Here is a 15,272-nt window from a genome sequence, read left to right on the forward strand (position 1 = left end):
TTCTGTAGGAGCCGGCAAGCCGGCTCCTACAAGGGATCTCGTTCAACCTTTAAATCTGCGACAATCCCCGCCCTGCGCCACTAGACGACTGAATTGCGTACCCGATGACCGACGAATCGCCCTCCATCGACAAATTGCTGAAAAACCTCGATCACGCCATGCTCGCCGACCGCCACCGGTTGCGGCGGCAGTTGCTTGAGCTGCGCAAGAAACCCGACGAGGCCAAGCTGGCCCAGTGGGTGTCTCGCATGCAGGCGTCCTGTGATCAGGTGCTGGCGCGCAAGGCCAGCCTGCCGGTGATTCGTTACGACGACAGCCTGCCGATCGCCGCCAAGCGCGATGAAATCAAGGAAGCGTTGCTCAAGCATCAGGTGCTGATCATTGCCGGCGAAACCGGCTCGGGCAAAACCACCCAGTTGCCGAAGATCTGCCTGGAAATCGGTCGCGGCCAGCACGGTTTGATCGGCCACACCCAACCTCGCCGAATTGCCGCGCGCAGCGTGGCCAGCCGCGTCGCCGAGGAATTGGGCACGCCATTGGGGGCGCTGGTCGGTTATCAGGTGCGGTTCGAGGACCAGAGCGATGCCAATACCCTGATCAAACTGATGACCGACGGCATCCTGCTGGCGGAAACCCAGAACGACCGTTATCTGGAACGCTACGACACGATCATCGTCGACGAAGCCCACGAACGCAGTCTCAACATCGACTTCCTGCTCGGTTACCTGAAAACCCTGCTACCGCGTCGCCCGGACCTGAAAGTCATCATCACCTCGGCGACCATCGACCTGGAGCGCTTTTCCAGGCACTTCGACGATGCGCCGATTGTCGAAGTGTCCGGTCGTACCTTCCCGGTGGACACCTGGTATCGCCCGCTGACCCTGGAGCAGGACGAAGAGGGCAACCGTGTCGAGGACGACTTGACCGTCGATCAGGCGATCCTCGCCACCCTCGATGAAATCGCCGCCTACGAACGCAGCGAACGCCGCAGTCCTGGCGACGTGCTGGTGTTCTTGCCTGGCGAGCGGGAAATTCGCGACGCCGCCGACATGCTGCGCAAGGCCCAGCTCAAGCACACCGAGATTCTGCCGCTGTACGCACGCCTGTCACCGGCCGAGCAGCAGCGGATTTTCCAGTCGCACCCCGGCCGTCGCGTGGTCCTGGCCACCAACGTCGCGGAAACCTCGCTGACGGTGCCAGGCATTCGCTACGTGATCGACAGCGGCACCGCGCGCATCAGCCGCTACAGCTATCGCGCCAAGGTCCAGCGCCTGCCCATCGAAGCCATTTCCCAGGCCAGCGCCAACCAGCGCAAGGGCCGTTGCGGTCGGGTCGAGCCGGGCATTTGCGTGCGTCTGTACAGCGAGGAGGATTTTCTCGGGCGCCCGGAGTTCACCGATCCGGAGATCCTGCGGACCAACCTCGCGGCGGTCATTTTGCAGATGCTGCACCTGCGCCTCGGCGAGGTCACCGCGTTTCCGTTTATCGAGCCGCCCGATGGCAAGGCCATCAGCGACGGTTACAACCTGCTGCAAGAACTCTCGGCGGTGGACCGCAACAGCCAGCTGACCCCGCTTGGCCGGCAACTGGCGCGGCTGCCGGTGGACCCGCGCATGGGGCGCATGTTGCTCGAAGCGGCCAAGCTCGGCAGCTTGCAGGAAGTGCTGATCGTTGCCAGCGCCATGTCGATCCAGGACCCGCGCGAACGTCCGCCGGAGCGTCAGCAGGCTGCGGATCAGGCCCACGCGCAATGGAAAGACGCCGACTCGGACTTTGCCGGACTGGTCAATCTGTGGCGTGGTTTCGAAGAACAGCGCCAGGCACTGACCGCCAGCCCGCTGCGTAACTGGTGTCGCAAGAATTTCCTGAATTACCTGCGCTTGCGTGAATGGCGTGATTCCCATCGCCAGTTGAGTCTGATCTGCCGCGACATGCAGCTGAGCCTCAACAAAGAGCCGGCGGACTATCCGAAATTGCATAAAGCCGTACTGGTGGGCCTGCTCAGCCAGATCGGCCAGAAAACCGAAGACGGCGACTACCTGGGCGCCCGCCAGCGACGCTTCTGGATTCACCCGTCGTCGGGTATCGGCAAGAAGCGCCCGCAATGGCTGATGACCGCCGAACTGGTGGAAACCACCAAGCTCTACGCGCGCATGGTGGCCAAGATCGACGCCGACTGGATCGAGCCGCTGGCCGGGCACCTGATCAAGAAAAACCACTTCGAACCCCATTGGGAGAAAAAGCGCGGACAGGTCGTGGCGTTCGAACAGATCACCCTGTTCGGGCTGATCGTGGTCGGTCGCCGGCCGGTGCATTACGGCCCGGTCGACCCGGTGGTGTCCCGTGAACTGTTTATCCGTGAAGCGCTGGTGCGCGGCGAGATTCAGTCCAGGGCCAAGTGCCTGACAGCGAACAAGCAGTTGCTGGAACAGCTCGACGAACTGGAAGCCAAGGCCCGCCGTCGCGATATCCTCGCCGATGAAGAAACCCTGTTCGCGTTCTATGACGCGCGACTGCCGGCGGAGATCCATCAAACCGCGACCTTCGACAGCTGGTACCGCATCAACAGCCAGAAAAACCCGCAGCTGCTGATCATGCGAGAAGAGGACGTGCTGGCCCGCGAGGCCAGTGAAGTCACCGCCCAGCACTATCCGGACACCCTGCACATCGGTGATCTGGAGCTGGCGCTGAGTTACCACTTCGAGCCGAACCATCCGCGCGACGGCGTGACCCTGCGCGTGCCGGCGCCACTGTTGCCGATGCTGCCACCGGAACGCCTGGAGTGGCTGGTGCCGGGTGTGATCGAAGCCAAATGCATTGCCCTGGTGCGTAACCTGCCCAAGGCGTTACGCAAGAATTTCGTGCCGGTGCCGGACTTCATCAAGGCGGCCTTGCAGCGCATGACCTTCGCCGAGGGCTCGTTGCCCCAGGCGTTGGGCCGCGAGCTGTTGCGCATGACCGGTGCCCGGGTCAGTAATGAAGCCTGGGCCGAGGCGGCGCAGCAGGTCGAAAGCCATTTGCGCATGAACCTGGAAATCGTCGACGCCCAGGGCAAGTTCCTCGGTGAAGGCCGTGATCTGGCTGAGCTTACCGCGCGTTTTGCCGAGGCCAGCCAGGCCGCGTTGGCCGTACCGCAAACCGCGAAAAGCCAGCAACCGGTCGAGCCCAAGGTGTTTGCCGCGGTCGCCGAGAAAACCCAGCAGAAGATCGCCGGGCTGTCGATGACGGTGTATCCGGCGCTGGTGGAAGAGGCGGGCACGGTCAAGGAAGGGCGCTTCTCGACGCCGGCCGAAGCCGAGTTCCAGCATCGTCGGGCCTTGCAGCGTCTACTGATGCAGCAACTGGCGGAACCTGCGAAGTTCCTGCGCGGCAAGTTGCCGGGGCTGACCGAACTGGGGTTGATGTACCGCGACATGGGCCGTGTCGACAGCCTGGTGGAAGACATCCTGCTGGCCAGTCTCGACAGCTGCATCCTCGAAGGCGAAGACCCATTGCCCCGGGATGGCGCCGCGCTCGCGTCACTGGCCGAGCGCAAGCGTGGGACCTGGACCGAGCACGCCGAGCGTCTGGCCAAACTGACCCTGGAAATTCTCAAGCTCTGGCATGGCCTGCAAAAGCGCTTCAAGGGCAAGATCGACCTGGCGCAAGCCGTGGCCCTCAACGACATCAAGCAACAGCTCAGCCATCTGGTGTATCCGGGGTTTGTCCGGGAAACGCCGATGCAATGGCTCAAGGAGTTGCCGCGTTATCTGAAAGCGGTCGAGCAGCGTTTCGAGAAAATCGGCGCTCAGGTGCAGCGGGATCGGGTCTGGAGCGGCGAATTGTCCGGCCTCTGGACGCAATACCAGACCCGCGCGAACAAGCACGCCCAGGAGGGCAAGCGCGATCCGCAACTGGAGCTGTATCGCTGGTGGCTGGAGGAATACCGGGTTTCGCTGTTCGCCCAACAGTTGGGAACCAAGGTGCCGATTTCCGACAAACGCTTGAACAAGCAGTGGAGTCAGGTCGAGCCCTGACCCCCCAACCCCTGTGGGAGCAGGCTCGCTCCCACAAGAGGCACCTTTACTCTCGCCAATGACGCCAAAACCCAAGGTTTATGGCAAACTTCGCGCCTATAAACGCCGGCCCCGCGGTTTTGAGCCTTCAGGTTCAGGCGGTACGGAATAAAGCGATGCCAGGTTTGCTTCCTGTGACCGAAACAATCCCTTTGTGTATTGGTACGGCGGTACCAATACTTTCTGCCTGAACAGATAGAGACACGACCATGCATAACGTCGTCATCAGCGGCACCGGCCTGTACACCCCGGCCAACAGCATCTCCAACGAAGAGCTGGTGCAGTCTTTCAATACCTACGTGGCGCAATTCAACGCCGACAACGCCGACGCCATCGCGCGTGGTGAAGTCGAAGCATTGACCGAGTCCAGCGTAGCGTTTATCGAAAAAGCTTCAGGCATCAAAAGCCGCTTTGTCATGGACAAGGAAGGCATCCTCGATCCACAACGCATGGCACCACGCCTGCCGGAACGCTCGAACGATGAATGGTCGGTGCTCTGCCAGATGGCCATCGGCGCCGCTGAACAAGCGTTGCAACGCGCGGGTAAAACCGCTGCAGATATCGACGGCGTGATCGTCGCCTGCTCCAACCTGCAACGCGCTTACCCGGCGATTGCCATCGAAGTCCAGCAAGCGCTGGGCATCCAGGGCTTCGGTTTCGACATGAACGTGGCGTGTTCTTCGGCGACCTTCGGTATCCAGACCGCCGCCAACAGCATCCAGGTGGGCCAGGCCCGGGCGATCCTGATGGTCAACCCGGAAGTCTGCACCGGTCACCTCAATTTCCGTGACCGCGACAGCCACTTCATCTTCGGCGACGCCGCGACCGCCGTGATCATCGAGCGTGCCGACCTGGCGACTTCCAAGTACCAGTTCGACATCGTCAGCACCAAGCTGCTGACCAAGTTCTCCAACAACATCCGCAACAACTTCGGTTTCCTCAACCGCGCTGCGGAAGAGGGAATTGGTGCCAGGGACAAATTGTTCGTCCAGGAAGGTCGCAAGGTGTTCCGTGATGTTTGCCCGATGGTGGCCGAGCTGGTTGCGACCCACCTGGAAGAGAATGCACTGAACGTCAGCGATGTGAAGCGCTTCTGGCTGCACCAGGCCAACCTGAGCATGAACCACTTGATCGTCAAGAAGTTGCTCGGTCGTGACGCGACCGAACAGGAAGCACCGGTGATTCTGGATACATACGCCAATACCAGCTCCGCAGGTTCCGTGATTGCGTTTCACAAGAACCAGGACGACCTGCCCGCCGGTTCGCTGGCGGTGCTCAGCTCGTTCGGCGCCGGTTACTCGATCGGCAGCGTGATTCTGCGCAAGCGCTGAGTCCAGCGGTTCAGCACCCCCTGTGGGAGCGGGCTTGCCCGCGATGAGGTCGGCACATTCAACAGCCATGTTGTCTGAGCCACCGCCATCGCGAGCGGGCTCGCTCCCACATGTGTTTCTACCCGCCCGTTTCAGGTCGCGACGTTCAGGTGCTTGCCTACGCTCGCCACAGCGTCGAGGGAATACTGCTTGCTCAGGTTGGCGATCATTTTGCTCAGGGCTTCATTGGTAGCCGATTGAGCCGTGGTGCTGTCGCTGGGTTGCTCGCGGCCGGCTTGCAGGGCGGCCTTGAGCTCATCACTGCTGACGCCACCGCTGCTGTCGCTGTCCAATGCCTTGAGCAAGGCGGCGCTGGTGTCGGTACTGGTCGATGAATTGCCGGCCTGCAGTGCACTGGTCAGTTCGCTGGAGCTGATGCTGCCATCGCTGTCGGCATCAAGGCTGCTGAACAGTTCATCGCTGGACACTTGTTGCGGTGGCGGCGGAGGTGGCGCCAGGCTGGCGGCCAGTTCGTCCTTGCTGACGGAGCCGTCCTGATCCTTGTCCAGGGCCGAGAAAATCTGGCTGCTGTCGGCGCTGCTGCCGGCATTGGTCAGGCCGTTGCTCAGTTCGTCGCTGCTGATGGAACCGTCGCCGTTGGCATCCAGCGCACTGATCATCGCGTCAGCCAGTTCGGTATTGGGTGCCTGATCCCCTTGCGGGGGCGGTGGAGGGGCCATGGCGGCCATCTCTTCACCGCTCAGGTTGCCACTGTTGTCGCTGTCCAGGTCGGCAAAATTCTTGCTCAGGTTGACCAGCAGACCGTCGCCGCTTTTCTGCGACAACGCGCTCTTTAGCTCATCCTGGCCTACTGAGCCGTCACCATTGGTGTCGAGCTTGGCGAGCAGTTCTTTCTGGAACTGTTGCGAGCGCGCGCTGCTGGTGCTGCTGGTTGTGGTGCCGGTGTAGCTCGTGTAGTTGCTGACGCTACCAATCATTGGGCTCACTCCTTGGAATGGAAAACCGGTGGGTGCACCGGCTTATGCAGCCTCAAGGGGCAAGTTATCGTGGGTATGTGGGGTTTGTAGCGGTCAGTACACATGCACAAGCTTCAGGCCAACATTGAACACCTGTGCGAGCCTGCTCGCGATGAGGCAGTGTCAGTCGACATCAATGTTGTTTGATACACCGCTATCGCGAGCAGGCTCGCACCACAGGGGCGATGGTGTGATTTTCAGGGGCGCGGCAGGCGAATGACTGCCGTCAGGCCGCCGCCTGGGGTCTCTTCCAGGCTTAGCTGCCCGCCCAGCCGTTCTGCGGCCTCGCGGGCGATGGTCATGCCCAGGCCCACGCCGCCGGAATTGCGATTGCGTGAACCTTCCAGGCGAAAGAAGGGTTCGAACACCGCTTCGCGTTGCTCCGCCGCGATTCCCGGCCCATGGTCGATGACCCGGATGATCAGCTGTTCGCGGTGGTCTTCGAGGCTGATCAACGCTTGCCCGGCGTAGCGCAGGGCGTTGTCCATCAGGTTGTTGATGCACGAACGCAAGGCCATCGGCTGCACCAGCAGCGGCGCGCAGTGACCGCTGGCCTGGACGTCGGCGCCCTGGTCCTGGGCGTTTTCGCTCAGGGATTCAATCAGCGCCTGCACGTCCATCCATTGCGGTGCTTCGCTGGTGCGTTGTTCGTGCAGGTAGGTGAGGGTGGCGTCGAGCATGCTGATCATGTCGTCCAGGTCCTGACGCATCTGGCCTTGCAGCTTGTCGTCGTCGATCTGTTCCAGTCGCAGCTTGAGGCGTGACAGCGGGGTGCGCAGGTCGTGGGAGACGGCGCCGAGCATGCGTGAACGCTGCTTCACTTGCTCGATGATGCGCCGTTGCATCTTGTTGAAAGTCTGCGCCGCCTGGCGTGCTTCCAGGGGGCCGGACTCTTCCAGTGGCGGGCTGTCGAGGTTCTCGCTCAAGCGTTCGGCTGCATCACTCAGGCGCTGGATGGGGCGGCTCAACAATTTGGCGCCATACCAGGCGGCAATGATCAGCGAGATCAACTGAAAGGTCAGCGGCACCAACGGCCCGCCGAACCACGGCCGAGGTGGCCGTTTCTCGAAGCGCGGGTCCGGTGCCGGACGTTGTCCGCCGATATCTTCGGAAAAGGCCGGAGGTGGCGGCGGGGGGGGCCGGGGACTGTAATAATGAAACCAGGCAAACGCCAGCAGGTGCGCCAGGATGATCGCCACCAACAGCACGCCGAACAGGCGGCCAAACAGCGTATCGAAGCGCCCGCGCATCAGCCGATGTCTCTGGCGTCGAACAGATAACCCTCGCCGCGCACGGTCTTGATCAGCTGCGGCGCTTTAGGGTCATCGCCGAGTTTTTGCCGCAGTCGCGACACCAGCAGATCGATGCTGCGATCGAAGGCTTCGATCGAACGGCCGCGAGCGGCATCCAGCAGTTGTTCACGGCTCAGGACCCGGCGCGGGCGTTCGATGAACACCCACAACAGACGGAACTCGGCGTTGGACAGCGGCACCACCAGGCCATCGGCGGCGATCAATTGGCGCAGCACGCTGTTCAAGCGCCAGTTGTCGAAGCGGATATTGGCCCGTTGTTCGGTGCGGTCGTCGCGCACCCGGCGCAGGATGGTCTGGATGCGCGCCACCAGCTCCCGGGGTTCGAACGGTTTGGCCATGTAGTCGTCGGCACCCAGTTCCAGGCCGATGATCCGGTCGGTGGGTTCGCAGCGGGCGGTCAGCATCAGGATCGGGATGTCCGACTCGGCGCGTAGCCAGCGACACAGCGACAGACCGTCTTCGCCGGGCAGCATCAGATCGAGCACCACCACATCAAAATGCTCCGCCTGCATCGCCAGGCGCATGGCGGCGCCATCGGTGACGCCGCTGGCGTGGATGTTGAAGCGGGCCAGGTAGTCGATCATCAGTTCGCGGATCGGGACGTCATCGTCGACGATCAGGGCGCGAATGCTCCAGCGTTTGTCGTCGCCGGGCGCTTTTTGATCGTCGTTCAAGGGGGCTTGGGTGCTGTGCATGCGTGCGTTCATCTGCCAGGTAGGCTGCCAACCACAAAGTTAGGCGGCGAGGTTGTGGCTTCAGCATAGGCGTCCGGCCCGGAGGCGGGAAGTGCTGTAAGGACGTGTTGCGGCTGGCGAGGGTAGCGGGCAAGGGTGTTGTGGACGTGTCGTGTATGTACCGGGCTCGACACAATTGGCCCGGCGGCTAGGCTTGCCGGAGCGTTCTCGACGATTTACCGATCATCGGGTCCCGCAGTGGCGCTGGTTCCGCTACAATGCGCGCCGATTTCGACTTGCCTGAGAGCCCACTCATGTCCGCCTGCCAGACTCCTATCATCGTCGCCCTGGATTTCCCTACCCGTGACGCCGCACTGAGGCTGGCCGATCAGTTGGACCCGAAACTGTGCCGGGTCAAAGTCGGTAAAGAGCTGTTCACCAGCTGCGCGTCGGAAATCGTCGGTACCCTGCGCGACAAGGGTTTCGAGGTGTTCCTGGACCTCAAGTTCCACGATATTCCCAACACCACCGCCATGGCCGTCAAGGCCGCTGCGGAGATGGGCGTGTGGATGGTCAACGTGCATTGCTCCGGCGGCCTGCGCATGATGGCGGCCTGCCGTGAAGTGCTGGACAAGCGCACCGGGCCAAAGCCGCTGTTGATCGGCGTGACCGTGCTGACCAGCATGGAGCGTGAGGATCTGGCGGGTATCGGCCTGGATATCGAGCCGCAGGAACAGGTGCTGCGCCTGGCCGCACTGGCGGAAAAAGCCGGGATGGACGGTCTGGTGTGCTCGGCGCTGGAAGCCCGGGCCCTGAAGTCGGCGCATCCGTCGCTGAAGTTGGTGACACCGGGTATTCGTCCGGCGGGCAGCGCCCAGGACGATCAGCGCCGCATCCTGACCCCGCGTCAGGCCTTGGATGCCGGTTCCGACTACCTGGTAATCGGCCGTCCGATCAGCCAGGCGGCTGATCCGGCCAAGGCGTTGGCCGATGTGGTGGCCGAACTCGCCTGAAGATTGCAAACCCGCGGGAGCGAGCCAGCTCGCTCCCGCGGGTGTTTTGAGATCACTTCCAGGGCTGGGTTAAACCTTTAGCACCAACTTCCCGAAATTCTCCCCGCTGAACAACTTCATCAGCGTCTCCGGGAAGGTTTCCAGGCCTTCCACGATGTCTTCCTTGCTCTTGAGCTGCCCCTTGGCCATCCAGCCGGCCATTTCCTGCCCGGCGGCCGCGAATTGCGCGGCGTAGTCCATCACCACAAAGCCTTCCATGCGGGCGCGGTTGACCAGCAGCGACAGGTAGTTCGCGGGGCCTTTGACCGCTTCCTTGTTGTTGTACTGGCTGATGGCGCCACAGATCACCACGCGCGCCTTGAGGTTCAAGCGGCTCAGCACCGCATCGAGAATATCGCCGCCGACGTTATCGAAATACACGTCGACGCCTTTCGGACATTCGCGTTTAAGCCCGGCGATGACGTCTTCGTTCTTGTAGTCGATAGCGCCATCGAAACCCAGTTCATCGATCAGGAACCGGCATTTGTCCGCGCCGCCAGCGATGCCGACCACCCGGCACCCTTTGAGCTTGGCGATTTGCCCGGCAATGCTTCCCACCGCGCCGGCCGCGCCTGAAAGCACCACGGTGTCACCGGCCTTGGGCGCACCGACGTCGAGCAGGGCGAAGTAAGCGGTCATGCCGGTCATGCCCAGGGCGGACAGATAACGCGGCAGTGGCGCCAGTTTCGGATCGACCTTGTAGAAACCGCGTGGCTCGCCGAGGAAATAATCCTGCACACCCAGCGCACCGTTGACGTAGTCCCCGACCGCGAATCCGGGATTGTTCGAGGCAACGACCTTGCCAACACCCAAGGCGCGCATGACTTCACCCAGACCCACCGGCGGGATGTAGGACTTGCCTTCGTTCATCCAGCCACGCATGGCCGGGTCGAGGGACAGGTATTCGTTTTTGACCAGGATCTGACCCGCAGCCGGTTCGCCGACCGGTACTTCTTGATAGGTGAACGTCTCGCGGGTTGCCGGGCCCACGGGGCGTTTGGCAAGCAGGAACTGGCGATTGGTCTGGGTAGTCATGACAGGCACTCAAGATGAATGAAGCCTTGTTGATAGCCCCTCATGACCATTGCCGCAAGTTGGGCTGATGCGGCGAATGCAGGTCGATCCAATGTAGTGATAGTTAGTACGGTCGTTCCATCACTGCAACTCATGGGCTGGCAACCGGCCTCTTGATAGTGCTGCCGTGCCCAGGACCGCCATGGCTAGACTGGGCAGACACCATCTCCCGCATCTCTAAGAGGACACAACAATGAGCATGACCTTTTCCGGCAAGGTCGCCGTCGTCACAGGCGCGGCCAATGGTATCGGCCGCGCGACCGCCCAGGCATTCGCCGCGGAAGGCTTGAAGGTGGTGGTAGCCGATCTGGACACGGCGGGCGGCGAGGGCACTGTGGCACTGATTCGTACGGCGGGTGGCGACGCGACGTTCGTGCGCTGCAACGTCACCGTGGAAAGCGATGTGAAAAGCCTGATGGAAGAGGTGATCAATACCTACGGCCGTCTCGACTATGCCTTCAACAATGCCGGTATCGAGATCGAGAAGGGCAAGTTGGCTGAAGGCACGGTCGACGAGTTCGACGCGATCATGGGCGTCAACGTCAAAGGCGTCTGGTTATGCATGAAATACCAGTTGCCGTTGCTGCTGGCCCAGGGGGGCGGTGCCATCGTCAACACGGCGTCGGTGGCCGGCCTCGGGGCGGCGCCGAAGATGAGCATCTACGCGGCATCGAAGCACGCGGTAATCGGCCTGACTAAATCGGCGGCCATCGAGTACGCCAAGAAAAAGATCCGGGTCAACGCGGTATGCCCGGCGGTGATCGACACCGACATGTTCCGTCGCGCGTATGAGGCCGATCCAAAGAAAGGCGAGTTTGCCAATGCCATGCACCCGGTCGGTCGCATCGGCAAGGTCGAGGAAATCGCCAGTGCCGTGTTGTATCTGTGCAGCGATGGCGCAGCGTTCACTACCGGGCATTCGTTGGCGGTGGACGGAGGTGTCACGGCGTTCTGAAGCCGGATACCTGTCAACAGACAACACTGAACCTGTGGTAGCGAGCGTGCTGGTGATGAGGGCGTGTCAGTCGACATTTTTGTTGCCTGGACACACCACGATCGCCAGCACGTTCACTCCCACAGGTTTTTCATTTGTCTCAGGCTCAGTCAACGGCGTGCAATGTGTTTCAAATGGTTAGAGCCGAGGGTTTTGGCGGCGTTGTCGCACATTCCATCGAACACTCCTGTGATTAACTGTTTCCCGCGAAACCTACAGGAGTTGGCTTGCTCATGGAGTTGAGAATCGATCGACAGGCATTGGTGCCTGTGGTGCAGCAAATCGTCGACGCACTGAACTGCTGGCTGCGTTGCAATGAGGTATCTCCGGGAGCGCGGTTGCCCTCGGTCCGACAAATCGCGCGGATCAATTTGCTCAGTCAGGCCACTGTCATCGAGGCCTGCGAACGTCTGGTGGCGCAAGGGGTGCTGGTGTCGCGCCATGGCAGCGGTTTTTTTGTGGCCGCTGCGCAGCCAATGACTCAGACGCAGCCGGACACTTCGTGGTTTGAAGGGGCGCAGATCAAGCAAGGCCCGCGTTTGTGCGAGTTGAAACTGGGATGTGGCGGACTGCCTGAAAGCTGGCGGGAGACAGACGACCTGAGCTACGCGATTCGTGAGGTCAGTCGTACCGACATGGCGGGACTGTTCAATTACAGTACGCCACTGGGCTTGCCCGCCTTGCGTCTACAAATCCTCAAACGCCTGCAACAGCTCGATATCAAAGCGGACGATAGCCGCGTCCTCACCACCGCAGGGGCCAGCCAGGGGCTGGACCTGATCGTGCGAACCCTGTTCAAGCCGGGCGATTGTGTGGTGGTGGAAAGCCCCGGTTATCCCTTGCTGTTCGATTTGCTCAGGTTGCACGGGATCAGGATGCTTGAAGTGCCGCGAACCCCGTGCGGGCCAGACGTCATCGCACTGCAAGCGCTGCTGCTGAAACACCAGCCGCGTGGATTGTTCATCAATAGCTTCTATCAAAATCCGACGGGTAGCAGTCTGTCGCTGACTGTGGCTCAGCGGGTGCTGCAGCTGGCGAAAACCCATGGCGTTCTGGTCATCGAAGACGACGTTTATGCGGATCTGCACGGCAGTCCCGGTACGCGGCTTGCTGCGCTGGATGACAGCGTGATCTACGTCAGCAGTTACTCCAAGACCCTCAGCAGCTCCTTGCGGGTCGGCTTTGTGGTGGCCGGTGCCGAGCAGATTGCGCGACTGGCGCAGGTCAAGATGATCAGCAGCATGGGCGCATCGCGGTTTTGCGAGTCGGTGCTGGCCTGTTTGTTGGCCAATGGCGCCTACCGCAAACTGGTGCAACGTCAGCGCCAACGCTTGAACAGCGACAGAATGGCAGCATTGCAGTTGCTCGAAGACGCCGATTGGGAAGTGTTCGGCAAACCCCTCGGCGGCTTGTTCATCTGGGCGCGATCCCGGATGACCGACTACGCTGGCGTGCGGACCCAGGCGCAACGCTTCGGTGTCTTGCTCTCTTCAACGACGGCCTTCAGCCCCGGCGGTGTGGCCAACGACTGGCAGCGGATCAATGTGGCCTATGCCTGTGATCCGAGAGCCCGGGCGTTTTTTCAGGCCACCGCTCCGGATCGACCTCAAGCGTTCTGAAAACGACGTGGGCGTAGCTTTTTGCCATTATTCCGACGCCAGAGACTTGTGTTGCTACAGACCCGTTGCGAATCTGCGTCTATTGATTATGGCAGGGGACTAAGTGCAATGATTTCGGCCGTGCAAGGACGTTTTGCCAACCTCGGTATGGCAAAAAAACTGGGTATCGGGTTTGTGCTGGTGCTGTTATTGACCGCCCTGGTTGCGGGTATCGGTGTCTGGTCCCTGCAAACCATCAGTCATCGTTTCGACGGGCTCAAGCAGATGTCGTCGCTCAACAGCGGTTTGCTGAAGGTGCGGCTGCTGGAGCAGGAATACGCCTTGCACGGTAACCCGAAAACCGCCGACGCCCTGCATGAAGGGCTTGACGGCCTGGTCGCCCTGGCGATCCAGCTCAAGGCGCAGTCGGCGGCCAATGTGCCGGTCATGACGGACGTCGAGCAGTCCCTGGGGGCTTATCGCAAGGCGTTTGACGAGTTCGTCTCGCTCAGTCAGGCCAAGGACCTGGCGCTGGAAATGGCCAGTTGGTCGGTGTCCAGCGTGGCCAACAACCTCGACGTGCTGCAGTCCGGTCTCGCCGATGACGGCACCTATACCTTGAAGAGCTCCGAGGGCAAGGACGGTGCGCAGTTCATCGAGCAAGCCAATCAGGTCAGCCAGGTGTCGCGCTTGATGCTGCAAGCCATGAACGAAGCCCGTGTACGTCTGGATCAGAGCCGCAAGGGTGACGACAGCGCGGGGCAGGGCAAGATCGAACAGGCCAGCCAGGCACTGTCCCAGGCCGAGCAACTTAAAACCACGGTCAAGGATGAGGGCTACCAGACCGTGCTCAACGAAGTGACCGGTCATATCTCCAGTTTCAGTGACAAGCTCGCCGAGTACACCGGCCTGCTGGAGCAGGAAAAGACGGTGTATCAGCAGTTGCATCAACGGGCCGATCAAGTGGTGGCGCGGGTGGACCAGGCCTATGTAGCCGAAGATCAGTCGATGCAGACCGAACTGAAAAAGAATTCATTACTGATCATCGGTTCCTCGGCATTGGCATTGCTGGTGGGATTGGTTGCGGCCTGGGTCATTACCCGCTTGATCGTGGCGCCGTTGCGCAGTGTGATTCGCGTGGCGCAGCAGATCGCCTCGGGGGATCTGAGCGGCACAGTCGAGGTGACTCGCCGCGACGAGATCGGTCAATTGATGCAGGCCATGCAGCAGATGGGGGTAGGGCTGAGCCATATCGTCAGCGGTTTGCAGGCCGGTATCGAGCAACTGGCAACGTCAGCGCAATCGTTGTCCGCCGTGACTGAGCAGACCAACCTGGAAGTCAGCAGCCAGAAGGAAGAAACCGAGCAGGTCGCCACGGCCATGAATCAGATGACCGCTACCGTGCACGACGTCGCACGCAACGCCGAGGAGGCTGCCCAAGCCGCGCAAACGGCGGATGGCAAGGTCGAAAGTGGGCAACAGGTGGTGCGCCAGAGCATGTCGCGGATCGAGCAATTGGCGGATTCGGCCACTTCGGCCAGTTCGAGCATCGAAAGCCTGAGTGCGGAAATCCAGAACATCGGCACTGTGCTTGGCGTTATCAAGAGCGTGGCCGAGCAGACCAACCTGCTGGCGCTCAACGCCGCCATCGAGGCGGCTCGGGCGGGGGAACAGGGCAGGGGCTTTGCGGTGGTGGCCGATGAAGTGCGCGCGCTGGCCAAGCGCACCCAGCAATCGACGGAGGAGATCGAACGACTGGTCAGTGCCTTGCGCACGGCGGCGCAGACGTCGGTACAGCAGATTCAGAGCAGTGGCGAGCTGGTGAAACTGGCGGTGAGCGATGCGCTGCAGACCGAGAGTGCGCTCGGCAGCATAGCGTCGGCGGTGTCCTTGATTCAGCAGATGAACCAGCAGATCGCTGCGGCTGCCGAGGAGCAGAGTTCAGTGGCCGAGGAGATCAACCGCAGTGTTACGAGCATTCGTGCCAGTGCGGATCAGTCTTCGTTGGCGATGCAGGGGAATGCCGCGTCCAGTATCGAGCTGGCGCAGTTGGGGGTTGAGTTGAAGGGGATGGTGGGGCATTTCAGGCTCTGAAGGTGGCGTGGCAACCGACCGCTGTGCGCGCGGTTGCGCCCTGCGCTGTTTGGCGGTTGTAAGCGATTCCC

At 61.4% G+C, this 15,272-nt stretch carries 10 protein-coding genes and 1 pseudogene; 7 read left to right on the top strand and 4 right to left on the bottom strand.

Annotation, left to right across the window (positions count from 1 at the left end):
* Positions 1-104 precede the first annotated feature (104 nt).
* Positions 105-4,016, top strand: coding sequence for an ATP-dependent RNA helicase HrpA (hrpA, locus tag ACGJAX_RS13475; RefSeq protein WP_390959386.1), 3,912 nt, complete (start codon positions 105-107; stop codon positions 4,014-4,016).
* A 248-nt stretch (positions 4,017-4,264) separates the two neighbouring features.
* Entirely contained in the window at positions 4,265-5,386 is a 1,122-nt protein-coding gene (locus tag ACGJAX_RS13480) for a beta-ketoacyl-ACP synthase III (protein ID WP_390959388.1), read from the top strand.
* A 131-nt stretch (positions 5,387-5,517) separates the two neighbouring features.
* On the opposite strand, the gene xopAW is transcribed toward ACGJAX_RS13480, so the two are convergent.
* From xopAW to ACGJAX_RS13495, 3 genes are all read right to left on the bottom strand, one after another.
* The gene (xopAW, locus tag ACGJAX_RS13485; protein WP_248915769.1) at positions 5,518-6,363 is read right to left on the bottom strand and encodes an EF-hand domain-containing protein; all 846 of its coding nucleotides are present in this window, start codon (positions 6,361-6,363) and stop codon (positions 5,518-5,520) included.
* Between the two features lie 236 nt (positions 6,364-6,599).
* Complete coding sequence (locus ACGJAX_RS13490; RefSeq protein WP_390959390.1) at positions 6,600-7,652, bottom strand: ATP-binding protein; 1,053 nt, start codon at positions 7,650-7,652, stop codon at positions 6,600-6,602.
* Positions 7,652-8,410, bottom strand: a complete 759-nt coding sequence (locus ACGJAX_RS13495) for a response regulator (protein WP_047526906.1) — start codon at positions 8,408-8,410, stop codon at positions 7,652-7,654. The genes ACGJAX_RS13490 and ACGJAX_RS13495 overlap by 1 nt, the downstream gene beginning before the upstream one ends.
* Before the next feature lie 293 nt (positions 8,411-8,703).
* Between ACGJAX_RS13495 and pyrF the strand changes: the two genes are divergently transcribed.
* Positions 8,704-9,402 carry an orotidine-5'-phosphate decarboxylase gene (pyrF, locus tag ACGJAX_RS13500; protein WP_390959393.1) on the top strand — a complete coding sequence of 233 codons (699 nt, stop codon included), beginning with the start codon at positions 8,704-8,706 and terminating at the stop codon, positions 9,400-9,402.
* A 69-nt stretch (positions 9,403-9,471) separates the two neighbouring features.
* Here the strand turns inward: pyrF and ACGJAX_RS13505 are convergent, their stop codons facing one another.
* The gene (locus tag ACGJAX_RS13505) at positions 9,472-10,476 is read right to left on the bottom strand and encodes a zinc-binding dehydrogenase (RefSeq protein WP_390959395.1); all 1,005 of its coding nucleotides are present in this window, start codon (positions 10,474-10,476) and stop codon (positions 9,472-9,474) included.
* 232 nt (positions 10,477-10,708) lie between these two features.
* Here ACGJAX_RS13505 and ACGJAX_RS13510 point away from each other — a divergent pair, with 232 nt between their 5' ends.
* From ACGJAX_RS13510 to ACGJAX_RS13525, 4 genes and pseudogenes are all read left to right on the top strand, one after another.
* The gene (locus ACGJAX_RS13510) at positions 10,709-11,470 is read left to right on the top strand and encodes an SDR family oxidoreductase (RefSeq protein ID WP_090317626.1); all 762 of its coding nucleotides are present in this window, start codon (positions 10,709-10,711) and stop codon (positions 11,468-11,470) included.
* Positions 11,471-11,742: 272 nt separating this feature from the next.
* A complete protein-coding gene (locus tag ACGJAX_RS13515) occupies positions 11,743-13,128 on the top strand; it encodes an aminotransferase class I/II-fold pyridoxal phosphate-dependent enzyme (RefSeq protein ID WP_390959397.1) in 1,386 nt (461 codons plus the stop codon).
* 987 nt (positions 13,129-14,115) lie between these two features.
* Positions 14,116-14,283, top strand: a pseudogene (locus ACGJAX_RS13520) (HAMP domain-containing protein); the annotation flags it as partial.
* Positions 14,284-14,496: 213 nt separating this feature from the next.
* Positions 14,497-15,201: a methyl-accepting chemotaxis protein gene (locus ACGJAX_RS13525; RefSeq protein WP_390959861.1), complete on the top strand. Its 705-nt coding sequence runs from the start codon at positions 14,497-14,499 to the stop codon at positions 15,199-15,201.
* Positions 15,202-15,272: the final 71 nt, after the last annotated feature.

This window comes from Pseudomonas moorei (assembly GCF_042846945.1).
Taxonomy (GTDB): Bacteria; Pseudomonadota; Gammaproteobacteria; order Pseudomonadales; family Pseudomonadaceae; genus Aquipseudomonas; species Aquipseudomonas moorei.